Annotated in this window: 23 protein-coding genes; 10 read left to right on the top strand and 13 right to left on the bottom strand. The window is 74.7% G+C overall.

Annotated features, from left to right (window positions below):
• The first annotated feature begins 149 nt into the window (after nt 1-149).
• Both O2W17_RS09050 and O2W17_RS09045 read left to right on the top strand, forming a co-directional pair.
• Nucleotides 150-881, top strand: a complete 732-nt coding sequence (locus O2W17_RS09050) for a LuxR C-terminal-related transcriptional regulator (protein ID WP_269192100.1) — start codon at nt 150-152, stop codon at nt 879-881.
• Nucleotides 882-1,180: 299 nt separating this feature from the next.
• The gene (locus O2W17_RS09045; RefSeq protein ID WP_269192099.1) at nt 1,181-1,873 is read left to right on the top strand and encodes a response regulator transcription factor; all 693 of its coding nucleotides are present in this window, start codon (nt 1,181-1,183) and stop codon (nt 1,871-1,873) included.
• A 20-nt stretch (nt 1,874-1,893) separates the two neighbouring features.
• Here the strand turns inward: O2W17_RS09045 and O2W17_RS09040 are convergent, their stop codons facing one another.
• Together O2W17_RS09040 and O2W17_RS09035 are read right to left on the bottom strand one after the other, a co-directional pair.
• Entirely contained in the window at nt 1,894-2,136 is a 243-nt protein-coding gene (locus tag O2W17_RS09040) for a hypothetical protein (RefSeq protein WP_269192098.1), read from the bottom strand.
• A complete protein-coding gene (locus tag O2W17_RS09035; protein WP_269193285.1) occupies nt 2,049-2,399 on the bottom strand; it encodes a hypothetical protein in 351 nt (116 codons plus the stop codon). Before O2W17_RS09035 ends, O2W17_RS09040 begins: the two co-directional genes overlap by 88 nt.
• Nucleotides 2,400-3,018: 619 nt before the next feature.
• Between O2W17_RS09035 and O2W17_RS09030 the strand changes: the two genes are divergently transcribed.
• Nucleotides 3,019-4,176, top strand: a complete 1,158-nt coding sequence (locus O2W17_RS09030) for a right-handed parallel beta-helix repeat-containing protein (protein WP_269192097.1) — start codon at nt 3,019-3,021, stop codon at nt 4,174-4,176.
• A gap of 89 nt (nt 4,177-4,265) precedes the next feature.
• Here O2W17_RS09030 and O2W17_RS09025 read toward each other — a convergent pair whose 3' ends face one another.
• Complete coding sequence (locus O2W17_RS09025; protein ID WP_269192096.1) at nt 4,266-4,931, bottom strand: maleylpyruvate isomerase family mycothiol-dependent enzyme; 666 nt, start codon at nt 4,929-4,931, stop codon at nt 4,266-4,268.
• 114 nt (nt 4,932-5,045) lie between these two features.
• Here O2W17_RS09025 and O2W17_RS09020 point away from each other — a divergent pair, with 114 nt between their 5' ends.
• Nucleotides 5,046-5,975, top strand: a complete 930-nt coding sequence (locus O2W17_RS09020; protein WP_269192095.1) for an oxidoreductase — start codon at nt 5,046-5,048, stop codon at nt 5,973-5,975.
• 87 nt (nt 5,976-6,062) lie between these two features.
• Here the strand turns inward: O2W17_RS09020 and O2W17_RS09015 are convergent, their stop codons facing one another.
• Nucleotides 6,063-6,530, bottom strand: a complete 468-nt coding sequence (locus O2W17_RS09015; protein WP_269192094.1) for a winged helix-turn-helix transcriptional regulator — start codon at nt 6,528-6,530, stop codon at nt 6,063-6,065.
• A gap of 85 nt (nt 6,531-6,615) precedes the next feature.
• Here O2W17_RS09015 and O2W17_RS09010 point away from each other — a divergent pair, with 85 nt between their 5' ends.
• The gene (locus tag O2W17_RS09010; protein ID WP_269192093.1) at nt 6,616-8,025 is read left to right on the top strand and encodes an MFS transporter; all 1,410 of its coding nucleotides are present in this window, start codon (nt 6,616-6,618) and stop codon (nt 8,023-8,025) included.
• Nucleotides 8,026-8,035: 10 nt separating this feature from the next.
• Nucleotides 8,036-8,788, top strand: coding sequence for a thioesterase family protein (locus tag O2W17_RS09005; protein ID WP_269192092.1), 753 nt, complete (start codon nt 8,036-8,038; stop codon nt 8,786-8,788).
• A gap of 73 nt (nt 8,789-8,861) precedes the next feature.
• On the opposite strand, the gene O2W17_RS09000 is transcribed toward O2W17_RS09005, so the two are convergent.
• Nucleotides 8,862-9,536 carry a response regulator transcription factor gene (locus O2W17_RS09000; protein ID WP_269192091.1) on the bottom strand — a complete coding sequence of 225 codons (675 nt, stop codon included), beginning with the start codon at nt 9,534-9,536 and terminating at the stop codon, nt 8,862-8,864.
• Nucleotides 9,533-10,666 (bottom strand): sensor histidine kinase, encoded by a 1,134-nt coding sequence (locus tag O2W17_RS08995; RefSeq protein ID WP_269192090.1) that lies wholly within the window; start codon nt 10,664-10,666, stop codon nt 9,533-9,535. The genes O2W17_RS09000 and O2W17_RS08995 overlap by 4 nt, the downstream gene beginning before the upstream one ends.
• Before the next feature lie 183 nt (nt 10,667-10,849).
• On the opposite strand from O2W17_RS08995, the gene O2W17_RS08990 reads away from it, so the two are divergent.
• Together O2W17_RS08990 and O2W17_RS08985 are read left to right on the top strand one after the other, a co-directional pair.
• Complete coding sequence (locus O2W17_RS08990) at nt 10,850-11,725, top strand: ABC transporter ATP-binding protein (protein ID WP_269192089.1); 876 nt, start codon at nt 10,850-10,852, stop codon at nt 11,723-11,725.
• A gap of 24 nt (nt 11,726-11,749) precedes the next feature.
• A complete protein-coding gene (locus tag O2W17_RS08985) occupies nt 11,750-12,508 on the top strand; it encodes a hypothetical protein (protein WP_269192088.1) in 759 nt (252 codons plus the stop codon).
• A gap of 238 nt (nt 12,509-12,746) precedes the next feature.
• On the opposite strand, the gene O2W17_RS08980 is transcribed toward O2W17_RS08985, so the two are convergent.
• Complete coding sequence (locus O2W17_RS08980) at nt 12,747-12,917, bottom strand: hypothetical protein (RefSeq protein ID WP_269192087.1); 171 nt, start codon at nt 12,915-12,917, stop codon at nt 12,747-12,749.
• A gap of 114 nt (nt 12,918-13,031) precedes the next feature.
• A complete protein-coding gene (locus O2W17_RS08975) occupies nt 13,032-13,865 on the bottom strand; it encodes an SDR family oxidoreductase (RefSeq protein WP_269192086.1) in 834 nt (277 codons plus the stop codon).
• 86 nt (nt 13,866-13,951) lie between these two features.
• Here O2W17_RS08975 and O2W17_RS08970 point away from each other — a divergent pair, with 86 nt between their 5' ends.
• Nucleotides 13,952-14,875 (top strand): hypothetical protein, encoded by a 924-nt coding sequence (locus O2W17_RS08970; RefSeq protein WP_269192085.1) that lies wholly within the window; start codon nt 13,952-13,954, stop codon nt 14,873-14,875.
• A 37-nt stretch (nt 14,876-14,912) separates the two neighbouring features.
• On the opposite strand, the gene O2W17_RS08965 is transcribed toward O2W17_RS08970, so the two are convergent.
• The 5 genes from O2W17_RS08965 to O2W17_RS08945 all read right to left on the bottom strand — a co-directional run bounded on the left by O2W17_RS08965 (nt 14,913) and on the right by O2W17_RS08945 (nt 21,284).
• The gene (locus tag O2W17_RS08965; RefSeq protein ID WP_269192084.1) at nt 14,913-15,590 is read right to left on the bottom strand and encodes an SRPBCC family protein; all 678 of its coding nucleotides are present in this window, start codon (nt 15,588-15,590) and stop codon (nt 14,913-14,915) included.
• Nucleotides 15,587-18,010, bottom strand: a complete 2,424-nt coding sequence (gene cutA, locus O2W17_RS08960; protein WP_269192083.1) for an aerobic carbon-monoxide dehydrogenase large subunit — start codon at nt 18,008-18,010, stop codon at nt 15,587-15,589. The genes O2W17_RS08965 and cutA overlap by 4 nt, the downstream gene beginning before the upstream one ends.
• Nucleotides 18,011-18,101: 91 nt before the next feature.
• Nucleotides 18,102-18,617 (bottom strand): (2Fe-2S)-binding protein, encoded by a 516-nt coding sequence (locus tag O2W17_RS08955; protein WP_269192082.1) that lies wholly within the window; start codon nt 18,615-18,617, stop codon nt 18,102-18,104.
• 68 nt (nt 18,618-18,685) lie between these two features.
• Nucleotides 18,686-19,561, bottom strand: a complete 876-nt coding sequence (locus O2W17_RS08950) for an FAD binding domain-containing protein (RefSeq protein ID WP_269192081.1) — start codon at nt 19,559-19,561, stop codon at nt 18,686-18,688.
• A 247-nt stretch (nt 19,562-19,808) separates the two neighbouring features.
• A complete protein-coding gene (locus O2W17_RS08945; RefSeq protein ID WP_269192080.1) occupies nt 19,809-21,284 on the bottom strand; it encodes a uracil-xanthine permease family protein in 1,476 nt (491 codons plus the stop codon).
• A gap of 182 nt (nt 21,285-21,466) precedes the next feature.
• Between O2W17_RS08945 and O2W17_RS08940 the strand changes: the two genes are divergently transcribed.
• Nucleotides 21,467-22,972 carry an FdrA family protein gene (locus O2W17_RS08940; protein ID WP_269192079.1) on the top strand — a complete coding sequence of 502 codons (1,506 nt, stop codon included), beginning with the start codon at nt 21,467-21,469 and terminating at the stop codon, nt 22,970-22,972.
• Nucleotides 22,973-22,982: the final 10 nt, after the last annotated feature.

Here is a 22,982-nt window from a genome sequence, read left to right as displayed (position 1 = left end):
ACGGAGCACCCCTACCCCGGTATGAAACGGCCGGGCAGTACGGCACGGCGCGCCGGGACCCGATGGCGGCGGCGGCGCAGGGTCGTTAGCTTTTGCCACCCGGAAGAGGCGGCGCCGCGCGGCGCCGGACCCCGGAACGGAGCTTGCGCATGGGTGGCGAACCGGACGACGCCGGTCACCGGCGGGCCCCGTCCGGCTGCGGCGCGCCGGTGCGCGTGCTGATCTGCGACGGCCACGAGGTCCTGCGCCACGGTCTGCGCACCGTGCTCCGCCGGACCCCCGACCTCGCCGCCGTGGCCGAGGCCGCCGACGGCGACGAGGCCCTGGCCCTCGCGGCCGCCCACCGGCCCGATGTCACCCTGGTGGGCCTGGACGCGGCCGACCCGGTCGTCCAGGACCTGGTGCGGGCGCTGACCGCGCTCGGCAGCCGGGTCGTCTGGCTCGGCGAGCCCGGCGCCGGCAGCGACCTCGTCGACGCGCTCCGGGCGGGGGTCCGCGGCTACGTGCACACGACCGTCACCCCCCAGCGGCTGGTCGAGGTGGTGCGCGCCGTCGTGCGGGGGGAGACGGTCCTCGACGCGGCCGTCACCGGCGAGCTCCTGCACCGCCTCGACGGCGGGCGGCAGCCGACCGTCGACAGCGGGACGTCCCCGCACAACCCCCTGACGGCCCGTCAGCAGGCCGTGTCGCAGCTCGTCGCCGAGGGTCTGACGAACGCCGAGATCGCGGAGCGGCTGCAGGTGAGCCGGGTCACGGTCAAGGGTCACATCACCGTGGCGCTGCGCCGCCTCGGTCTGCGGGACCGCACCCAGCTGGCGATCTACGTCAACCGGGCCGCCGGCTCGGCGAAGGGGCGGGCCGCCGGCCCGCGGGAAGGCTGACCTCCTCGCCGGCCCAGCCGTTCCGGTCCCGAGATCCTGGGTGGGGGCTGTGATTCACGTGAGAGTTCGCTGTCAAAGACCGTCGGTTGTGCGTTACCGTCTGTGTGCCCGGTGGGACGGGCGGGAGTCGGAACCCTGTCGTTGCCAATCCTCTTCCCGCCCCGTCGTCAGTGCGGGCAGGGGGAAGCATGAGCGATGACCTGAGCACCGGGTCGCCACCCGGCAGCCTCGCGCTGCGCCGTCCGGCAGGTAGCTCCCCTCCGGGCGGCGCCGGCAGACGGCCCGGGACGTCCCGGCCGGTGACCCCGCTGCATCCTCAGGCGGCCAGGCCACCGGTCAGCCTGGTCCGGGTACTGCTGTGCGAGGACCACGAGGTCTTCCGCCTCGGGATGCGCGTGGTGCTCGAGGCGCAGCCGGACATGGCGGTGGTCGCCGAGACACCCCACCTCTCGGGCGCGGTCGCTGCGGCCGGTGGGGTGGAGGCGCAGGTCGTGGTCGTCCGGCAAGGACTCGTCGGGGGTCCCACCCTGCCGCTGCTGCACGACCTCTCCTGCCGCGGCACCGCGGTCCTGGTGCTGGCCGAGCCGGGGGAGGAGGCCGAGTCGGCGCTGGTCGCGGTCCTCAAGAGCGGCGTCCGGGGCTACCTGCCCCGGTGCTCCGCCGGCCAGCGGCTCGTCGACGCCGTCCGCGCGCTGGCCCGGCACGAAGCGGCGCTCGACTCCAGTGCGACGACGCAGCTCGTGCGGTACCTGATCGACTCCCCGGCGGGCACTCCACCGGCGAGCCGCCCGCTCGACCGGCTCACCGAGCGGCAGCGGGAGGTGGCCGAGCTGGTGGCGGAGGGCCTGAGCAACGACGAGATCGCCCGTGAGCTGTTCCTGAGCCTGGCGACCGTCAAGAGCCACCTGACGGCGTCCATGCGACGTCTCGGCGTCCGGACGCGTACCCAGCTGGCCATCCTCGTCAACCGGGACGCCTTCCCGGCCGCCTGAGATCCGACGTCCGGGCGCGGTCAGGTGATGTCGCGCCGGGCGAGCAGCAGCGCCGTGAGCGCCGTGAACAGGACGACCGAACCGGCCAGCACCCAGGCGGCCTGGCCGCCGTCGACGATGGCGGCGAACCCGGGGGTGCGCACGGTGGCGTCGGGCCCGGCCAGCGCCGCGACGTTCACGACGAGGCTCTCGACGGCGAGGATCCACACCAGCCCGAGCGCGACCGGCAGGGCGGGGCTGCGCAGCGCGGTGCCCAGCAGCATGCCCAGCAGGCCCCAGGTGGTCGCGATGAGCAGCCCGCTGCCCAGGCCCCGGGCGAGCTCCCCACCCCGGGCCAGGCGATCGGCGCGGCCTCGGCGGCGGCGATCCCCCAGCTCACGGCCGCGGTGAGCAGGAAGCTGACCACCACGGCGGCGGCCAGCGCGGCCAGCAGGGCCAGGAGCTGGCCGGCGAGGACGGTGAGCCGCCGGGGACCCTGGCCGAGCAAGGTCGTGAGCGTGCCCCAGCCGTACTCCCCGGCGGCCAGCAGCGCGCCCAGCGCCAGCAGGAGCGCGCCGCCGAAGAGCGGCAGCCCCGACAGCGCGTTCTGGACCAGCCGGTCGGGCAGGGTGCCGGCGAGCAGGGCTTCGAGACTGTGCTCCCCGGTCGTCCGCTGTGTCGACGGCGTACGCGGCTCTGCCGCGGGTCCTACCCGGGGGACTGGACCTTCCGGTCGCTCCGCCGGCCGACGACCGCGACCTGGGTGGGGGTCGGCCTCCGACCTGCGGCGTGGCCACCCTCCACCCCGGGGCGCGGTCTCCGACCCGGGGACCGGTCAACAACCGACCTCGGTCGGCTGGATGCCGCCCGTCCCGTCCCGGAAGGTTGTCGGCGCACCAGGCCGGGCCGGGAGCCGACGTGCTCCGCCGTCTCCCGCCGGCACCTCATCGGCAGCACATCGGCGCGGCCGGGATTCGGGAGGGCGTTCCATGCGCGGTACCGGGACAACGACAGCCACCTACCGGTCGACGGCGGTCAGGGGCGGAGCGGTCGTCGCGGCGACCGGTCTCCTGCTCGCCGCCTTCCCGGCGACGGCGACGGCCCACGGGGATCGCGCAGGCGCGAGAACCTGGGACGTGCACCCGGGTCAGTCGATCCAGGAGGCCGTGGACCGGGCCGCGTCCGGCGACACGATCACCATCGCGCCGGGCGAGTACGAGGAAGCGGTCTGCATCGAGGGCAAAGGCCTGACCATCCGGGGCGCGGGTGCGGACCGGACGGTCATCTCCTGGCCCGAGTGGGCGACCGTCGGCGACCTGCCGGACGTCGAGGCGACCGCGTGCTGGACGGCGCAGCAGGAGGTGGACGGCGAGGACGTCGAGCCCACCCTGGCCGACAACGTCTCCGGCCTCTTCTTCCTGAGGCCGGACCAGCCGGTGAAGGTGACCGGGTTGACGACGCGCAACCACCCGGCCAGCGGGATCCTCGCCTGGGGCGCCGACGGGTTCACCGTGCACGGGCACGAGGGGCACGCGCACGACCGGTACGGCATCCTCGCCCTGGACTCGACCGACATCGAGCTGGGTGGCAACGTCGAGATCGGCCTCGACCGCAGCAGCGACCCCCTCGTGCCCGACTCGGGGACCGCCGGCATCGGTGTCGGTGACAGCCCGGACGCCCGTGCGCGCATCTCGGGCAACCACCTCGAGGGCTACAACCTCGGGCTCTTCCTCCGCGAGGCCCGGGGCGGCCGGGTCGCCGGCAACTCCTTCACCGGCAACTGCATCGGACTGCTCGTGTTCGACGACGTCGGCACCGAGGTCGCCGACACCAGCGGCGACGTGCAGACCGGCGACTTCCGGGTCACCGGCAACTCCTCGACGGCCAACAACCGGTACTGCCTGCAGGGCCGGGAGGGCGACCAGCACGTCTCCGGCGTGGGGATGCAGGTGGTCAACGCCGACGGGTTGTCCTTCCACGGCAACAGGATCGAGGACAACCGGCCCGTGCTGCCGGCGGGCGTGCAGCGGCTGACCAACCCGGCCGGTGGCCTCACGCTGTTCACCCTCCCGCCGTTCGGCATCCAGCCCGGCCAGGTGCCGGCGGGCCCGGTGGAGGACGTCCGGGCTAGCGGCAACCGCTTCGGGGACAACTGGGGCATCCTCGGCCCCGGCGGACCGGTGCAGATGGACATCTTCGTCGGCGCGCCGGGGGAGAACGTGCCGTTCCTCCCGGCCGGAGACGGCCTGGAGTTCCGGGGCAACCGCTGTGACGCCAGCATCCCGCCGACCATCTGCGGCGAGCCCTACCCGGTCACGCCGTGACCGGCTGAGCAGCCGACCCCGAGGGGCCCCCTCCCGTCAGGGTGGGGGCCCTTCGGCGCGTCCGCTGGTACCGGCCCCCGGGCCGGGGGTCACGCGTCGGTGAGCTGGAGGACCCCGGCGGCCGCTCCCACCCCGGGGCCGCTGAGCCCGTCCAGGCCGGCCGCCCGGCCCGTGGCGAGCAGCAGCAGGTCGCCGACCGCGCCCCGGACCTCCGGGCCGTCCGTGCCGGCGGACCAGTCGGCGTCGGTGGCGACCATCCGGAGCCCGGCGAAGCGCTTGCCCGGCCGGCCGTAGAAGCCGTTGGACCAGACGTGCCGGAGCGCCGGCAGTGCCCGGTCGGGGCGCATCTCCCGGCGGTGCCCGAGCGGGCGGGCGATGTCCTGGCCGTGCACGAGGACGTCGGTCAGCGGGTCGAGCGGTCCGCTCAGCGGGACCCGGTGGTCCACGGCGGCCGTCTCGCGCAGCAGGGCGATCAGCTCGGCGGGGGAGTGCTCCGCCGACAGCTCGTGCGCCCACTCCGCCTCGGCCCGGTCGAGGTCCCCGCGGGCCAGGACGACGTGGGCCAGCGTCGCCCGCAGGGTCTGCCGGTGCGACAGCGTGAGGTGGGCGAGGAGGTCGTGCACGGTCCACGCCGGGCAGAGGGAGCGCACCTGCCAGTCCCGGTCGTCGAGCGTCTCGAGGTAGTCGCAGAGGTCGTGGCGCTCGGCCGCGACGTGGGCGAGCAGGGCGACACGGGGTCTCCGGGACGCAGGCACGGTTCGGGCTCCTCGCCGGTCACGGGTGCGGACGCGAGGGGAGACCGGAACCCGGGCCCGAACTCATCGCCGGGTCCCGCGGCCCGGCCCGGCCGGTCGGGGAGGATCGGCGCCATGGCCTGGACGGAGAAGGACATCCCCGACCTGAGCGGGCGCACCGCGGTGGTGACCGGTGCCAACGGCGGCCTCGGCTTCCAGACGGCGCTGGCGCTGGCCGGGGCGGGTGCGCACGTGGTGGTGGCCGCCCGGGACGGCGCCAAGACCACGGCCGCGGTGGCGCGGATCGCGCAGCGGTACCCGGCCGCGTCGCTGGAGATCGTGCCGCTGGACCTCGGCGACCTCTCGGGGGTGTCGGCGGCGGCCGGCGCGGTGCTGGCCCGGCACGAGCGCGTCGATCTCCTGGTGAGCAACGCGGGGGTGATGGCGATGCCGCAGCGGGCCACCGCCGACGGGTTCGAGATGCAGTTCGGCGTGAACCACCTGGGGCACTGGGCGCTCACCGCGCACCTGCTGCCGGCGCTGCTGGCGGCCCCGGCCGCGCGGGTGGTGACGGTGACGAGCACGGCGCGGCACCGCGCCCGGCGGCTGGACCCGGACGACCCGCACATGGCGGCGGGCTACGGGGCGTGGGCCTCGTACGCGCGGGCCAAGATGGCCAACCTGCACTTCGGGCTGGGGCTCCAGCAGCGGTTCGCGCGGGCCGGGGTGGCGGCGTCCTCGCTCGTCGCCCACCCCGGGCTGTCGAACACCGACCTGCAGGCGCGGTCGGTGCGGGAGGGCGGCGCCGGCTGGGTGGGTGCCTTCTTCGAGGCGCTGACGGCGCGGTCGGGGATGACGCCGTTCGAGGGGGCGCGGCCGCAGCTGCGCGCCGCCGCCGATCCGCGCGCCCATGGCGGTGAGCTCTACGCGCCGCGGTTCGGCTCGCACGGTCCGGCGGTGCGCCGGCCGGTCCTGCGCCGGGTGGGCCTGCAGGAGCAGATCGACGTCCTGTGGGAGGTCTCCGAGCGGGAGACCGGCATCCCGCTGAGGGTGCCGGCGGCCTGACCGCCGCAGCCCCCGGGCCATGCTCCGGGGGAACCGGGGTCCCACGGCGCCGCCGGGGCCCACCTCCCCGGAGTCCGCGTCCCCGGGTCAGCGGGGGACCGGACCGTGCCCCGGCTCGCTGCCGTCGGGCACCCGGCGCTCGGTGCCGCGCCCCACCGGCTCGCCGCAGACGTCGCACACCCAGGAGGCGGCGATGCGGTGCCCGTGGTGGTGCAGCTCGACCGGCGGGGTGTCGGCGACGTGGCGGTCGCCCCACTGCATGAGCGCCTGGAGGACCGGCAGCAGGTCGCGGCCGGCCTTCGTCAGGTGGTAGTCGGCGCGCGGCGGGTTCGAGCTGTACCCGCGCCGCTCCAGCACGCCGGCGTCGACCAGGGCGTTCAGCCGGGCGGTCAGCCGCTCCCGCGGGGCGCCGGTGCCGCGCAGGATCTCGCTGAACCGGTGCGCCCCCAGCGACACCTCGCGGACGATCAGCAGCGCCCACCGGTCACCGACGACGTCGAGCGCGCCCGCGATGGAGCAGCGCCGGCCCGGGAGCTCGTCCAGTCGCGTCGTCATGCCACCAGGTTCGCATATCGAACCGAGTCGTGTAGCGTCCCGGCCAGTCGGTTCGGTTGTCGAACCACCGGTGGCAGGGGTGCGCATGCGGACGACGGCGGAACCGCGGACCCCGGCGCCCACCCGACCGGGTCTGGTGCTGCTGGTGGTCTCGGCGGCGGTCTTCCTGGCCGCCCTCGACCTGTTCATCGTCAACGTCGCCTTCCCGGCGCTGAGCCGCTCGCTCGACGCCTCCACCACGGCGCTGTCCTGGGTGCTCAACGGCTACACGATCGGCTTCGCGGCACTGCTCGCCCCGGCCGGCCGGGTCGCCGACCGCATCGGCCGGCGGCGGGTCTTCCTCACCGGCCTCGCCACCTTCGGCGCCGGGTCGCTCGGGTGCGCGCTCGCCTGGGGTGTCGGCAGCCTGGTCGCCTTCCGGGTCGTGCAGTCCGTCGGCGCCGCGATGGTGACGGCGACGTCGCTGGCCCTGCTGCTGCACACCTTCCCGCCGGCCCGCCGGGCGCGGGCCATCGCGATCTGGTCCGCCGTCGGGGGGGTGGCCGCCGCGCTCGGGCCGCCGATCGGCGGGCTGCTGGTCGAGGCGTCCTGGCGGTGGGTGTTCCTCGTCAACCTGCCGGTCGTCGTGGTCGCGCTGGTGGTCGGCCTGCGGGTCCTCCCGGAGTCGCGGGACGACGCCGAGACGCGCCGTCCCGACCTCGTGGGCACCATCCTGCTGGTGCTCGCCGTGGGCCTGCCGGCGTACGCCCTGGTCGACGCCCCCGAGCGGGGCTGGACCGACGGCGTCGTCCTCGGCGCGCTGACCGGGGCCGTCGTCGCCGGCGTGCTCGTCGTGGTCCGGGCCGCCCGCGCTCCGGCGGGCCTGGTGCCGGTGCTGCCGCTGCCGCTCTTCCGCGCCCGCGCGTTCTCGCTGGCCTGCCTGTCCATCGCCGCCTTCATGGCGGCCTTCGCCGCGATGCTGCTGGGCAACGTGCTGTGGCTGACCGGCGGCTGGGGCTACTCGGCGATCGAGGCCGGCGTCGCGCTCGTGCCCGGGCCGCTGCTGGCCGCGCTGACGGCGGTGCCGGCGGGCCGGCTCGGCGCCCGGGTGGGCTGCGGGGTGGTCGCCGCGGCCGGGACGGCGCTGTTCGCCCTCGGCGGGCTCTGGTGGCTCACGCAGGTCGGCGCCGATCCGGCGTACCTCACCGGCTTCCTGCCCGGGCAGCTGCTCACCGGCCTCGGCGTCGGGCTGACGCTCACCAACCTCTCGGCGGCGGCGTCGTCCGCGCTGCCCCCCGGTGCGCTCGCCACCGGCACGGCGACCTTCGGTGCCGCCCGCCAGCTCGGCGCCACCCTGGGCGTCGCCCTGCTGCTGGCCGCCGTGGCCCGCAGCGGTGGGGACCTGCCCGGCGCGGACCGCGGCTGGCTGCTCGTCGCCGTCCTGGCGCTGGGCGCCAGCGCCCTCGCGCTCGCCATCGGCCGTGCCCAGCACCCCGATCTCCGTCCCGCCCCGTGAGAGGAACCCCATGACCGCCGTCACCGCCCCCGGACGTCAGCTCTCCTTCGACCCGAGCTGGCGGTCGTTCAGCAGCACGCAGGGCGGCCTGGTCGTCGGCCACCTGCTGGCGGCCGCGGCGTCGCTGGCCGGGGCGCCACCGCGGGCGGTGACCGCGCACCTGGTGGGCGGCGTCGCGCCCGGCGTCGCCGCGGTGGTGACGGCGACGGCCGATCGCAGCGGACGCACCGGCAGCGTGCGCAGCGAGCTGGTCCAGGACGGCGTCCTGCGCGCGGTGGCGCAGACGCTCACCCTGGCCGGCCCGGCGTCGCCGGGGATCGAGCACGGGGCGCCGGCGGAGCTGCCGCAGGTCGCCGACGGCGTCCCGTTCGAGCTGCCGCGCGCGTACGTGCCGGTCGCCGAGCACACCGAGATCCGGGCGCTGGGCACCTCGCGCCCGCTGGCCGGTGGCGCCGAGCCGCGGCTGCACGCGTGGGTGCGGATCAGGGGCGTGGAGCTCGAGCCGCTGGTGCAGCTCGGGGTGCTGCTGGACGCGCTGCCGCCGTCGCTGTTCGCCGTCCGCACCGTCCCGGCGGCGATGCCGACCGTCGAGCTGACCGCCCATCTCGCCGGGCCGGTGCCCGGGGCGGGCGCCTGGGTGCGGGTGGACCAGCGTACGGTCTGGTGCGACGCCGACGTCGCGATCGACGACGTGGAGCTGCGGGCGGAGGACGGGTCGCTCCTGGCCCGCGGCCGCCAGACCCGGCGGCTGCTGGGCGCGTGAGCCGGGTGCGCGCCGGTCCTGGTCGACCGCCGCCCAGGACCACCGTCCGCGCGCAGTCGCGCTCGGCCGGCGGTCAGCCGTCGAGCAAGCCGGCCTCGTGGGCGAGGATCGCCGCCTGGGTGCGGTTGACCAGGTCGAGCTTGGTGAGCAGCCGCGAGACGTAGGTCTTCACCGTCGCCTCGCTGACGAACAGCCGCCGGGCCAGCTCGGCGTTGGGCTCGCCGGTGCCGAGCAGCGCGAGCACCTCCCGCTCGCGGTCGGACAAGCCTGCGACCTTGCGCAGCGCCTCCGCCCGCCGCGGCGCGGCCTTGCGGTCGACGTAGGACTCGATGATCGCGGCGGTCACGGCGGGGGAGAGGGTCGCCGTCCCGTCGGCCACCGCCCGCACGGCGGCGGCGATCTCGCGGGGCGGGGTGTCCTTCAGCAGGAAGCCGCCGGCACCCGCGGCCAGCGCCGCGTGCACGTACTCGTCGACGTGGAACGTGGTGAGGACGGCGACCCTCGGCGCCTGCGGCATCGCCAGGATCTGCCGGGTTGCGGTGAGGCCGTCCACCACCGGCATGCGGATGTCGATCAGGACGACGTCCGGCCGCAGCTCGCGGGCGGCGCGGACGCCGTCGGCCCCGTTGCCCGCCTCGCCCACCACCTCGAACCCGCCGGCGGACTCCAGCACCGTCCGCAGCCCGAACCGCACCAGCTCCTCGTCGTCGACCAGCAGCACGCGGATGCGGCTTCCCGGTCCGCTCATGACGGCAACACCGCCTCGACGCAGAAGCCGCCGTCCAGCCGTGGCCCGGCCGTCAGCCGGCCGCCGAGGGTGCGCACCCGCTCGCTCAACCCCACCAGCCCGTAGCCGCCGCCCGGCGTTCCCGCGGGGACGCCGCGCGCGGGCCCGTTGAGCACCTGGACGGTCAGCTCGTCGCGGCCCCGGTGGATCGTCACCGTCACGCGCGCGCCGGGTGCGTGCCGGCCGGCGTTGGTGAGCGCCTCCTGGACGATCCGGTACGCGGCCCGGCTGGTGGCCGGACCGACCGGCACGGCGGGGACGGCGGGCAACCGGACGTCCATCCCGGCGGCCCGCGCCTGCGCGACCAGACCGGGCAGGTCGGCCAGCCCCGGCTGCGGGCCGAGCGGCGCCTCGTCGTCGATCTCGCCGCCGCGGAGGACGCCGACCATCTGCCGCAGCTCGTCCAGGGCCTGCCGCCCGGCGGCCTGCACGTTGCCGGCGAGCTGCTCGACCCGGCCGGCATCGGCCGCAGCCATCTCGATCGCCCCGGCCTGGAGCACCATGAGGCTCACCCGGTGCCCGACGGCGTCGTGCATCTCGCGGGCGATCCGGGTCCGCTCGGTGAGGACGGCGTCGCGCGCCAGCAGCTCGCGCTCGGCCTCGGCGCTCTCCGCCCGCGACCGCAGGGCGGTGATCAGCTCGGCGCGCGTGCGCTGCCACACACCCAGCGCACCGGGGAGCACGACGAGCAGCGCGGCGGTGGCGATGCCGCCGACCCACTCGTCGGGCGTCTGGTGCTCCCACGGCTGCAGCGCCGCGAGGCTTCCCACGGTCCCGGCGACCGCGAGGGTGCGCCACGAGCTCACGTACCGGGCGACGGCGTAGGCCGCGACGAGCGCACCGGTGGAGATGTCGATGGCGCTCAGCGCCGCCCCCAGCGCGAACGGCACCAGGGGCGCCCGTCGGCGCAGGACGAGCAGCAGCACGCCGAAGGCCACGCCGGTGAGGACGAGCAGGAGCGAGCCGAGCGATCCCGGGTCGATCGCCGCCACCTCGAAGGCGACGAGCGCGGCGCAGGTCCCCGCCACGTGCAGCTCGAGCCAGACCCCGCGCGTGGTCACGCCCGGCCACAGGCGGTCGCGGAGGCTCATGCGCCGGAGCGTATTTCCGCGACGGCCGCCTGGGGGTCGGCCGCGAGGTGGTCCCCGGTGTTCCCTTTCGGATGACGCCGATCGCGCCGTCCGGCGGTCGATCCCGCTGCTCCCGGCCGACGCGGTGACCCGCGCCGTCCCGGCACGTTCGTCGGCACCACCCGACGAGCTGCGGAGGCTCCCATGATCACCGTGAGCGGACTGACCAAGAAGTACGGCGAGCGGACCGTCGTCGACGACGTCTCGTTCGCCCTGGAGCCGGGCACGGTCACCGGCTTCCTCGGCCCGAACGGCGCCGGCAAGACGACGACGATGCGGATGATGACCGGCCTGGTCCCGGCGTCGGCGGGCTCGGCGACCGTGGACGGGCGGCCGTACGCGCAGCTGCCCAACCCCGGTGCCGTCGTCGGGACGCTGCTCGACGCGGGCGCCGTGCACCCCGGGCGCTCCGGCCGGACGCACCTGCGGTTGCTCGCCGCGACGATCGGCGTCGCGGCTGCGCGGGTGGACGAGCTGCTCGAGGTGGTGGGTCTGGCCGACGCGGCGCGGCGGCGGGTGGGCGGCTACTCGCTGGGCATGCGGCAGCGGCTCGGCATCGCCGGTGCGCTGCTCGCCGATCCGCCGGTGCTGGTGTTCGACGAGCCGGTCAACGGGCTGGACCCCGAGGGCATCCGCTGGATGCGCGACCTGCTGCGCGGGCACGCGGCGCGCGGCGGGACGGTGCTGCTCTCCTCGCACCTGCTCGGGGAGGTCGAGCACACCGTCGACCGGTTGCTGGTGATCGGCAACGGACGGGTCGTCGCCGACGGCACGGTCGCCTCGCTGCTGGGCGGGGACGACGTCGTCGTCCGCGCCGTGGACGCCGCCGCGCTCGCCACCGCCCTGGAGCGGGCGGGGTTCCACGTGCAACACGGCGGCGACGGCGCGCTCGTCGTCGCCGGTGCGTCGCCGGCCGCCGTCGGCGCGGTGGCCGCCGCGGGCGGCCACGTCCTGGTCGACCTGCGCCCGGCGCAGCGCGGCCTCGAGGACGTCTTCTTCCAGCTCACCGCCGCTTCCTGACCATCGCTCCCGGAGGAGTTCGCCATGACCGCAACCCTGACCCTCACCCCCGTCCGCAGCGACGTCGCCGTGCGCCGGACCGGTCCGTCACTGCCGGCCCTGGTCGGCATCGAGGTGCGCAAGTCGCTGTCCCACCGCTCGGGGACGGCGCTCGCCGGAGCCGCCGTGCTGCTCGGCCCGGTGGGCATCGCCCTCGCCGCGCTCGAGGCGGAGATCGGCTGGGCCGCCGGGCCGATCGGCATCGCCGGGATGCTCACCGGGATGGTGCTGCTCTCGCTCGGCGTGGTGTCCACCGCGTCCGAGTGGACCCACCGGACGGTGCAGACGACCTTCCTGCTCGTGCCGCACCGCGGCCGGGTGCTGGCGGCCAAGGCGACGGCTGTTGCGCTGCTGGGCGCGGCCTTCGCCGCGGTGTCGGCAGCGCTGTCGCTCGCGGTGATCGCCGTCGTGGGGGTCGACGATGTCAACTGGGACGGCACGGCGCGGGCACTGGTGGCCGTGGTGGGCGCCGGGGCGGCGTTCGCGGTGACCGGCGCGGGGGTGGGGGCCGCGGTGGCCAACACGCCGGCCGCGCTCACGGCGCTGTACCTGCTGATCCTGGGCGTGCTGCCGCTGGTGCGGATGGGGAAGCCCGAGCTGGGCGAGAAGCTCGACCCGGCCCAGGCGACCCTGGAGCTGGCCCAGGGGGTGCACGGAACCCAGTCGGTGCTCGTCCTGGTGGGCTGGGTGGTCGTCTCGTCCGTGGCCGGCTGGGTCCTCACCCACCGGCGGGCCGTCCAGTGACCGACGGTGCCCGGTCGCGGACGGAGAGCCTCCCGTCCGCGGCCGGGTCTCACCCGCTGTTCTCCCCGGCCGCGCCGGCACCGACCGCTGCCTGCAGCCGAGCCGGGGCGCGGGGACATCTTCTCCGGCAGTCCGCCTCTGCCCACTCCGGCTGGGCAGAGGCGGACTGCCCGGGCCCCTGGCGCGCCCGCCCCGTTGGGGCCGGCCCCGGGCTCGGGATGAGGGTCGACCGAGGCCCCTACCGGCCGGCGATCCGCTGCTCCATGCGCTGCCGCCGGTCGGCGGGCATGCCGGGGCTGGCGAGCGCCTGCACCTCGGCTTCGTGTCCGACCAGCGCGAGTGGCGGGACACCGTCATCCGCTTCGACGTCTCGCCCGTGGCCGGCGGCAGCGAGGTCCGCTTCACCCACGTCGGGTTGACCCCCGCCGACGAGTGCTACGACGTCTGCTCGCCCTCGTGGGACCGGTACGCCGGCGACAGCCTCCGGCGCGGCCGCCGGCCCTGCCGCCGGGCCCGCTGGGGGTCAGCCCTTCCTGGAGCCGTGCGCCGCCACGGAGAGAGGCTCCCAGCCGCGCCACTCGGCCAGCCGGGACTCGTAGTCGCGCTCGGCGAGAGTGAGCGGGCCGTCGCCGAAGAAGATCCGCAGCGGCGGGTTCTTCGCGTCGACGAGCTGGAGCACGGCCTCACGGGTGGCCAGCGGGTCGCCCGGGTTGCCGGCGCGGGCCTGGCGCTGCTCGGCGGCCTTCTCGCGGAAGGCGTCGTAGGCCGGTTCCGGGGTGGCGTGCCTGGCCGAGGCGCCGCCCCACTCGGTGGCGTAGGCGCCGGGCTCGATGATCGTCACCTTGATCCCGAAGTCGGCGACCTCCGCGGCCAGCGACTGGCTGAAGCCCTCGAGCGCCCACTTGGAGGCGTTGTAGATGCCGATGTTCGGAAAGGCGGTGATCCCGCCGATGCTGCTGACCTGCAGGATGTGGCCCGATCGCTGGGCGCGCAGGTAGGGCAGCGCGGCCTGGGTGACGAACAGGGCGCCGAAGACGTTGGTGTCGAACTGGGCGCGGGCCTCGGCCTCGCTGATCTCCTCGACCATGCCGAACTGGCCGTAGCCGGCGTTGTTGACGACGACGTCCAGCGAGCCGAAGCGGTCGTGCGCCTGCCGCACGGCCGCGACGACGGCGTCCCGGTCGTCCACGTCGAGGCGGATCGGCAGCACCTTGTCGCCGAACTGCTGCACGAGGTCGTCGAGGCTCGCCGTGTCGCGGGCGGTGGCGGCGACGACGTCGCCGCGTTCGAGGGCGGCGATCGACCACTCGCGGCCGAAGCCGCGGGAGGCGCCGGTGATGAACCAGGTCCTGGGCATGCGGAGGTCTCCTTCGTCGGGCGTCGCCGTCGTCAGCGCCCGGATCCCCCCTCCTGTTCCGCCCGGAGCGCCCGGACGGAGGGAGCGTGGTGGGCGCGGAGTTCGACGACGAGTTCGCCGACTTCGCCCGGCGGTGGTCCCCGGCACTGCTGCGGGTGGCGTTCCTGCTGACGTCGGACCGCGGCAGGCTACGGTCCCCACCGGTTCCAGAAAGGGGCGGGGCGGACCCGCGCCTGGTCGACGGGAAGGGGCAGGCCGGTGCTCTGCTGCTGGACGACGGCGGCCGGGGTGCCCGCGACGTGACCGGCCGGAGCAAGGCCGTCCGGTCGGCCGTCTCCGCCGTGATCGTGCTCGTGGTGGTGGGCGTGATCGTCGCCTGGTGGGACGACGACCCCTACGACCTCGCGCGGACCGACGCCGCCGAGCGGGCGAGGGAGGTGGCCGGGCGAGACATGCGGGACTACGTCGACGGCGTGCTCGGCGGACGGGATCCGCTGGCGACCACGTTCCTCGACAGCTGCGCGGTGGACGAGATCTCGAACACCGGAGCGATCTTCTCGACCGGGCCGGAGGAGGTGCGGTGCACGTTCGACTACGCGGCCGTCGTCGGGCTGCCCGCCGAGACGGAGGCCGACGCCGTGCGGCTCACCCAGGAGATGGTCGGGGCGCTGTGCGAGGTGCCGGCCGCTGCGTCCCGGATCGAGCGGACCCACTGCTCAGGCGGCTTCCGGTACGGCCTGTTCGACGTCGATGCCACCGACACGGCCCGACTGCTGGGGTACCGGCTCGGCGGCGCCGGGTCGCACGTCGTCGCCGGAGGTGGGCAGTTCGACGGGGCAGCGCTCACCGACCGCGCCCGGGGCGACGAGGTGGGCTACCTGCTCTACCTCGAGTCGGGCACGGAGTACTTCAGCGCCCCGCTCGACGAGCCCGAGCAGGCGCCGGAGCCGGCGCGCGAGCCCACGTGCCAGGAGCGCAGCGGGTATCCCAGCACGTGCCCCGGCGGCTGAGCTGCCGTGCGGCGATCCGGCTACGCCGCGAGCCACGTCATCGGCGGCCGAGGCGGTAGCCGACCAGGATGCCGATCAGCGTCAGCACGGCACCGCCGACGGCGCCGAGCGCCAGGGTCTGCGCGTCGCCGGACGTTCCCGCGGCAGCGCCGGCCCTGCCGGCGAACACCGCCGGCGCGGCCTCGGCGGCCGGAGCGGCGTGCTTGCCGGAGACGTCCTCCGCCGCCGTCGAGCTCACCGCGGCGGCCGACGGGACGGCGGCGGCAGGGACGGCCTTGCCGGTCAGCTCGTCGTCGATCGCCTTGAAGAACTGCCCGGCCATCCGCTTGGCGACGCCGGTGATCATCCGCTGGCCCACGCCCGCGACCGGCCCGCCGATGACGGCGTCGGCGGAGTAGGTCAGGTTGGTCGTGCCCTCGTCGGCCGGGGCGAGCGTGATCGTCACCTGGGCCCGCGCGTTGCCCGGCGCACCCGCGCCCGCGGCGTGCATGACGTACGACGTCGGGTGCTGCTTGTCGGCCAGCTTCACCTCGCCCGCGTACGTGCCCTTGATGGCTCCGACGCCGACGGAGACGTTCATCTTGTACTCGTCGTCGCCGACCTGCTCGAGCGTCTCGCAGCCGGGGATCGTCCGGGCCAGCACGGCCGGGTCGGTGATCACGGCCCAGACCTTCTCGGGGTCGCCGTGCAGCACCGCAGAGCCGTCGAGCTTCACGCCATCACTCCAGTCCCCGCGCGGCGCTGCGCCGCGGCGGTCATCTCCGACGAGTCGTTCCGAACCAGGTCGTACAGCTCCGTGGGCGAGATCGGCATCGAGGCGATCCGCCGTCCCACCGCGTCCTCGATCGCCGAGGCGATCGCCGCCGTCCCCGGGATGACGCCGGCCTCACCGGCGCCCTTGATGCCCAGCGGGTTCAGCGGCGACGGCGTCTGCTGGTGGTCGATGTCGATGTCCGGGACCTCCGACGCGTACGGCATCAGGAAGTCCATGAACGAGGCGTTCTGCAGCTGCCCGTCGGCGTCGTAGGCCATCCGCTCGTACAGCGCACCACCCACGCCCTGCGCGACGCCGCCGTGCACCTGACCCTCGACGATCATCGGGTTGACCACGTTCCCGCAGTCGTGCACCACGGCGTACTTGACGACGTCGATCTCCCACGTCGCCGGGTCGATCTCCACGATCGCCGCGTGGGCACCCGAGGCGAACGTCGACCGGATCGGTGAGTAGTAGTCGCGGTGCTCCAGGCCCGGCGCGTCGCCCGGCGCCACCGGGGGCTTCGAGTCGTCGCCCGGACCGGCGAACTGCGTCGCCTGGCGGGCCGCCTCGTCGAAGGCGTACCGCAGCGGGTTGGACAGCACCGCCACCGTGCGCAGCGGGATCGACGTGCCCGGCACGCCCTTCACCTGCACGACGCCCTCGTCGATCTCCAGGTCCTCCGGCGAGGCCTCCAGCACCTCCGCGGCGATCCGCAGCGCCTTCTCCTTCACGCCGCGGGCGGCCAGCGCGATCGCGTTGCCGCTCATCACCGCGGCCCGGGAGGCGAACGTGCCGACGGCGTACCCGAAGCGCCGGGTGTCGCCGGTGGTCACCTCGATGTCCTCGATCGGCACCCCGAGCTCCGACGCGACGATCTGCGCGAACGCCGTCTCGTGCCCCTGCCCCTGCGACGTCAGCCCGGTCGAGACCAGCACCTTGCCGCTGCCGAGCACCTGCACGTGCCCGCCCTCGTACGGCCCGGGCCCGGTGCCCTCCACGTACATGGCCATCCCGACGCCGAGCAGCTTGCCGCGCGCGCCGGCGTCGGCCCGCAGCTGCTCGGCCTCCGACCAGCCGACCAGCGTCCGCAGCTTGTCCAGCAGCCCCGGGTAGTCACCCGAGTCGTAGATGACCGGCCGGCCGTCCTGGAACGTCAGCTGGTGGTCGTAGGGGAACTGATCGGGCTGGATCAGGTTCCGCTCGCGGACAACGGCGCGGTCCAGGCCCAGCTCGTCGGCGATGCGGTCCATCGTCCGCTCCATCGCGTAGCAGCCCTGCGGCCGCCCGGCGCCGCGGTACGGCGTCACGATGACGGTGTTCGTGTAGACCGACTCGACGATCACCCGGTACACCGGGAGCGCGTACGGCCCGACCAGTTGGGTCGCCGTCACGATCGGCACGATGATCCCGTAGGGCGTGTAGGCGCCGTTGTCGTGCCAGATGTGCACGTCGAGCGCGGTGATCCGGCCGTCGTCGTCGTACCCGACGGTGATCTCCTGCCGCTGCTGGCGCTCGTGCGCCGAGCCGATGAAGTGCTCGCGGCGGTCCTCCGACCACTTCACCTCCTGGCCCAGCGCGATCGCCGCCATCGGGATCAGCAGCTCCTCGGGCCACGGGTGCATGATCTTCACGCCGAAGCCGCCGCCGACGTCGGGGGCGATCACCTCGACCTTGTCCAGCGAGAGCTGCAGCTTCGCCGCGATCGCCGCGCGCACCGACGTCGACGCCTGGGTGCTGGTGTAGACCCGCAGCGAGTCGTCGTCGGCGTCCCACTTCGCGTGCACGCCCTTGCCCTCCATGGGCATGCACGCGCTGCGCTCGATGTACTGCGTGAAGCTCAGCGTGCGGGGGGAGTCGGCCAGCACCGGCTCGACGTCGCCGGTCTCCTGGTGGTGCCGGGCCGCGACGTTGTCGGGGATCTCCTCGTGCACGCACGAGCGCGCCGCGCGGGCGGCGTCCACGCCGACGACGACGGGCAGCTCCTCGTAGCTCACCACGATGCGGTCGCAGACGTCCTCGGCCACGTACCGGTCGGTGGCCACCACCATGACGACGGGCTCGCCGACGTGGTTCACCTCGCCGTTGGCCAGCGGGTAGCCGGTGCGCGGGGCGTGCAGCTGCGGGTGCGGGATGAGCACCGGCAGCGGCTCGGCCATCGGGCCGGCGAGGTCCTCGTAGGTGTAGAGGGCGACCAGGCCCTCGACCTCGAGGGCGGCGTCGACGTCGATGCCGGTGATCCGGGCGTGCGCGTGCGGGCTGCGCACGAACGCGGCGGCCAGGGCGTCGTGGCCGATGTCGTCGAGGTAGCGGCCCTTGCCGGTGATCAGCCGGGCGTCCTCGCGCCGGCGGACCGGCTCCCCGAACAGCTTCGTCGTCACCGCTCGCCCCCCTCAGGCATAGGAACCTTTGCCTGCGTTTCCGGGCTCAGGACGTAGGCATAGCTTCCTATGCCTGGAGCGGCCGGAGTCATCAGGCGTCGTCCTTCATCGCGGCGGCCGCGTGGTGCACGGCCTTCTTGATGTTGGCGTAGCCGGTGCACCGGCACAGGTTGCCGCCGACCATCTCGTCGACCTCCTCCTCGGAGATCTCCACCGAGTTGTCCCGGCCCTCGAGCCCGGCGGCGATCGTCATCAGGAAGCCCGGCGTGCAGAACCCGCACTGCAGCGCGTGGCACTCGCGGAACGCCTCCTGCACCGGGTGCATCACCTGCCCGCCCTGGTGGTCGTCGTGCGCCAGGCCCTCGACGGTGCGCACCTCCGACCCGTCCACCTGGACGGCGAGCATCAGGCACGAGCGCACCGGGGCGCCGTCGACGATCACCGTGCAGGCCCCGCACACCCCGTGCTCGCAGCCCACGTGGGTGCCGGTGAGCCCGAGGTCGTGGCGCAGCGCGTCGGACAGCAGCCGGCGCACCGGCACGGTGGCTTCACGTGGAACACCGTTCACCGTGACGGTGATCGTGCGCTCCGTGTCGACTCTGGTCATGCGGCCCTCCCGATGGTGTTTGCTCCGCACTCGTTCCGCTCCTCGCTCGCCGGCGCTCGCTGCGATGCTCACTCGCGCGTCGCTCTCGCGGAGGCCTCGGCGGCAGCCTCGGCCAGAGTTCTCTCGGTCAGCACGCCCACCAGGAGACGCCGGTAGTCGGCGCTGGCGTGGATGTCGGTGTCCGGCTCGACCAGCGTCCGCGCCAGCGCGCCGGCGGCGGCCCAGTCGGCCTTCTCCACCGGCGCCCCGGCGACGGCCTCCGTCAGGTCGTGCACCTCGGGGACGATGCCCACCGAGACGTAGGAGGCGCGGGCGGAGGTCACGCGCCGGTCGTCGTCCAGCGTGACGACGACGCCCGCACCGCAGACGGCGTAGTCGCCCTTGCGGCGGGCGATCTCGGCGAAGGCCGTCCCCGAGCGCGGCGGCAGCGCGGGGAAGAAGGCGGAGGTGACGACGGCGGGCCCGGCGATCGACGTCTCCAGCGGCCCGACGAAGAAGTCGCGCCAGCCCACGGTGTCGGTGCCGGCAGCGCCCGCCACGGTGACCGAGCCGTCGGTCAGCGCGAGCACCGACGTCATCTCCCCCGACGGGTCGGCGTGCGCGATCGAGCCGACGGTGGTGCCCCGGTTGCGGATGGCCGGATGCGCGACGTTCGCCGTCGCGCGGGCCAGCAGCGGCTGGACGCGGGCGGCGGCGTCGTGGTGCAGGAGGGCGTGGTGGCGGACCAGGGCGCCGACGGTCACGCCGTCGTCGGTGACGTCGACCGCGTCCAGGCCCGGGACCCGGTTGATGTCCACGAGCGTGGCCGGCGCCGCGAGGCGCATCGAGAGCAGCGGCAGGAGCGACTGGCCCCCGGCGAGCACCTTGGCGCCCTCCTCGGCGAGGACCTCGAGGGCCTCGTCCAGGGAGCCTGGGTCGGCGTAGCTGAAAGGAGCTGGCTTCACCGGCTGCGGTCACCTCCGTGCGAGCGGCTGCGGGGATTCACTCTTTCACCGGCCGGAGGCAGGCGAAAGTACCTCAGCGCTAAAACTTCGCGACATCGTCGCCGGGACGTCAGCGGGCGGCCGGAACCGGTCCTCGCCGGTACCGCGCGGTCCCGGTGCCCCCGGACGCGCGCCGTCCCCGGGCCCGGACGGTGTCGAGGACCTCGTCGGGGCGCCGGGGACGGCGGGGGCGGTGCAGCGGCCGGGCTTACCGGTCGTGGTTGTCCCTGCCCGGCGTGCGGCCGCCGAGCACGCCGGGGCGGCCGACCTCGTCCACCGACGACGGGTCGGGGGACACCTCCTCGCCGGGGGCGTGGCCGAGCGTGCTGCCGGCCGCGGGATGGACGCCCTCGCGGAGCAGTGCGTCCTTCATGTCGGCCGGGGCCAGCCAGCGGGCCAGGTGCCAGGCCACCACCGCGACGATCGAGCCCAGCGCGATGCCGTTGAGCACGAAGTCGTCGGAGAAGACCAGGGTGACGTTGCCGATGCCGATGATGATCCCGGCGGCCAGCGGCACCAGGTTGATCGGGTTGGCGAAGTCGACCCGGTTCTCCTTCCAGATCTTGGCGCCGAGCAGGCCGATCATCCCGTAGAGGACGACGGTGATGCCGCCGAGCACGCCACCCGGGACGATGTTGATCAGGGCGCCGAACTTGGGGATGAGGCCGAGCAGGATCGCCACCAGCGCGGCGATGTAGTAGGCCGCCGTCGAGTAGACGCGGGTGGCGGCCATGACGCCGATGTTCTCGGCGTAGGTGGTGGTGGGGGAGCCGCCGACCGAGGTGGCGACGACGGTGGCGAACCCGTCGGCGAAGACCGCGCGGCCCATGACCGGGTCGAGGTCGCGCTTGGTCATCTCCGCGACCGCCTTGACGTGGCCGGCGTTCTCCGCGACCAGGGCGATGACGGCGGGGATGACCAGGAGGCTGAAGTTCAGCGAGAACGACGGCGCGGTGAAGTCCGGCAGGCCGAACCAGTTCGCGTCGGCGACGGAGTCGAAGTTGATCCGGTCGCGGGTGGACACCGCGCCGGTGCCGTCGACCGAGGTGATCTGGCCGGCCGTCGCGTCCAGGAGGATCGACAGCAGGTAGCCGAAGATCAGCCCCAGCAGGATCGAGATGCGGGCGATGAAACCGCGCAGCGCCAGCGAGGCGACGATGACGAAGGTCATCGTGGCCAGCGCGACCCACTGGTCCTGGGGCCAGTAGATGCCGGCCGCCACCGGGGCGAGGTTGAACCCGATGAGCATTACCACCGCGCCGGTCACCGCCGGCGGCAGCACCCTGTTGATCATGCCCAGGCCCGCGAAGTGGATCAGCAGACCGACGAGGGCGAGCACGACACCGGCGACCAGCAGGGCGCCCACGACGTCGCTGGAGTCACCGCCGTTGGTGCGGATCGCGGCAACGCCGCCGACGAAGGCGGCGCTGGTGCCCAGGTAGCTCGGTACCTGGTTCTTCACGATCAGCAGGAAGATGATCGTGGCGATGCCGCTCATCATGATCGCCAGGTTGGGGTCCAGCCCCATGACGATCGGGAAGACGAAGGTCGCCCCGAACATGGCGACGACGTGCTGCGCGCCGATGCCGGCCGTGCGTGGCCAGGAGAGGCGCTCGTCGGGGGCGACGGCCTCTCCGAGCGGGGGAGTCTTGCCGTCCCCGTAGAGCTTCCACCCGAACGCCATGAGTGCCTCCTCGACGTGCACTTGCGACTCGTGCCGGTGCTGGTCGACGGTGGTGTCGGCGCAGCGAGAGGCGTCAATGTGGCACGGCTCGCACCGTGGGCGGAAGTACCTCAGTGCTAAATCGTTATTGCGGGTAGATGCCGATACTTCACCGCTGAGAGATCCGCCGGTACGGTCCGGGGATGAGCTCCTCAGCCCCCGCCGGGGGAGACGCGACGGTCTCGGTGCAGCTTCGGTCCGGGGTCTACGCCGACTCCGTCAAGCTGATGCAGGTCAGCCGCCGCATCGGCGCCCGCGACGGCGTCTCGGCCGTCCTCGTGGCCATGGCGACCCCGCTGAACCTCGAGCTCGCCGCGAACATGGGGCTGGCCCCCGACGGCGACGCCTCACCCGAGCAGCTGCTGATCGCCGTCCGCGCCGACGACGACGCCGCGCTGGCCGATGCGCTCGCCGACGTCGACGCCGCGCTGGCCGAGCGGGAGCGCTCCACCGGCACCGCCACCGCCGTCGCGCACCGCACGGTCGGCGCGGGCCTGGACGAGCTGGCGCCCGAGGCCCCGGCCCTGGCCATCGTGAGCGTCCCCGGTCAGTACGCCGTCGCCGAGGCGGCCGACGCGATCGCCGCCGGGCGCAGCGTGCTGGTCTTCTCCGACGGCGTCCCGGTCGAGCACGAGGTCGCGCTCAAGCGCGCCGCGCACGACGCCGGCGTGCTGGTGATGGGCCCCGACTGCGGCACCGCGATCGTCTCCGGCGTCGCCCTCGGGTTCGCCAACGTCGTCCGCCCCGGCCCGGTCGGGCTGGTCGCGGCGTCGGGCACCGGCGCCCAGCAGGTGTCCTGCCTGCTCGACATGGCCGGCGTCGGCGTCTCGCACGTGCTCGGCGTCGGCGGCCGCGACCTGTCGGAGGCCGTCGGGGGCCTGGCCACCCTCGACGCGCTCGCCGCGCTGGACGCCGACCCGGCCACCGAGCGGGTGCTGGTGGTGTCCAAGCCCCCGGCTCCGTCGGTGGCCGCCGCGGTGACGGAGTTCGCCGACGGTCTCTCCGTGCCGGTCCGCAGCGCCGCGCTCTCGGCCGAGACGCCCGACCTCACCGCCGCCGTCGAGGCGCTGCTGACCGACATGGGGCTCGACGTCCCGGTGTGGCCCGCGCGCCCCGGGCCCGCCGAGGCCGCCGTCCCCGGCGCGGCGCTCAAGGGCCTCTACTCCGGCGGCACGCTCGCCGACGAGGCGATGCTGCTGGCCTCCCCGGCGCTGGGCGGCATCCGCTCGAACACCCCGCTGGAGCCCGGGCTCGACCTCGGGACGGACCTGTCCGCCTCGGGCCACCTCGTCGTCGACTTCGGCGACGACGCCCTCACCGTGGGCCGCGCGCACCCGATGATCGACCCGACCCTGCGGCTGGAGGCGATCGCCGAGCTGGCCGCTTCCGACGAGCCCGCCGTCCTGCTCCTGGATGTCGTCCTCGGTCACGGGGCCGACCCCGATCCGGCCGGGGCACTGGTCCCCGCGCTGCGGGCCGCCCGCGAGCAGCGGGCGCTGCCGGTCGTCGTCGCACTGATCGGCACCGAGGGCGATCCGCAGGGCTGGTCGGCCCAGGCCGACGCCCTCGCCGCCGCCGGCGCAAGTGTCTTTGCCAGCAACGCCGCCGCAACGCGGTACGCCCTCCGTCTGCTCGGAGCGGCCTCGTGACGTCTCCAGG

It is taken from the genome of Blastococcus sp. VKM Ac-2987 (assembly GCF_026967805.1).
Taxonomy (GTDB): domain Bacteria; phylum Actinomycetota; class Actinomycetes; order Mycobacteriales; family Geodermatophilaceae; genus Blastococcus.
Note: the sequence above shows the minus strand (reverse complement) of the source record. Positions and strands in the feature narration are given on the sequence as shown.

What these genes read in the sequence shown, in the direction of transcription:
- O2W17_RS09010 (WP_269192093.1), top strand. Translation starts at nt 6,616, where the DNA reads ATGCGGACGACGGCGGAACCGCGGACCCCGGCGCCCACCCGACCGGGT.
- O2W17_RS08940 (WP_269192079.1), top strand. Translation starts at nt 21,467, where the DNA reads ATGAGCTCCTCAGCCCCCGCCGGGGGAGACGCGACGGTCTCGGTGCAG.
- O2W17_RS09040 (WP_269192098.1), bottom strand. Translation starts at nt 2,136, where the DNA reads ATGCTGCTGGGCACCGCGCTGCGCAGCCCCGCCCTGCCGGTCGCGCTC.
- O2W17_RS08990 (WP_269192089.1), top strand. Translation starts at nt 10,850, where the DNA reads ATGATCACCGTGAGCGGACTGACCAAGAAGTACGGCGAGCGGACCGTC.
- O2W17_RS09050 (WP_269192100.1), top strand. Translation starts at nt 150, where the DNA reads ATGGGTGGCGAACCGGACGACGCCGGTCACCGGCGGGCCCCGTCCGGC.
- O2W17_RS09020 (WP_269192095.1), top strand. Translation starts at nt 5,046, where the DNA reads ATGGCCTGGACGGAGAAGGACATCCCCGACCTGAGCGGGCGCACCGCG.
- O2W17_RS09015 (WP_269192094.1), bottom strand. Translation starts at nt 6,530, where the DNA reads ATGACGACGCGACTGGACGAGCTCCCGGGCCGGCGCTGCTCCATCGCG.
- O2W17_RS08975 (WP_269192086.1), bottom strand. Translation starts at nt 13,865, where the DNA reads ATGCCCAGGACCTGGTTCATCACCGGCGCCTCCCGCGGCTTCGGCCGC.
- O2W17_RS08995 (WP_269192090.1), bottom strand. Translation starts at nt 10,666, where the DNA reads ATGAGCCTCCGCGACCGCCTGTGGCCGGGCGTGACCACGCGCGGGGTC.
- O2W17_RS09000 (WP_269192091.1), bottom strand. Translation starts at nt 9,536, where the DNA reads ATGAGCGGACCGGGAAGCCGCATCCGCGTGCTGCTGGTCGACGACGAG.
- O2W17_RS08955 (WP_269192082.1), bottom strand. Translation starts at nt 18,617, where the DNA reads ATGACCAGAGTCGACACGGAGCGCACGATCACCGTCACGGTGAACGGT.
- O2W17_RS08985 (WP_269192088.1), top strand. Translation starts at nt 11,750, where the DNA reads ATGACCGCAACCCTGACCCTCACCCCCGTCCGCAGCGACGTCGCCGTG.
- O2W17_RS09005 (WP_269192092.1), top strand. Translation starts at nt 8,036, where the DNA reads ATGACCGCCGTCACCGCCCCCGGACGTCAGCTCTCCTTCGACCCGAGC.
- O2W17_RS08945 (WP_269192080.1), bottom strand. Translation starts at nt 21,284, where the DNA reads ATGGCGTTCGGGTGGAAGCTCTACGGGGACGGCAAGACTCCCCCGCTC.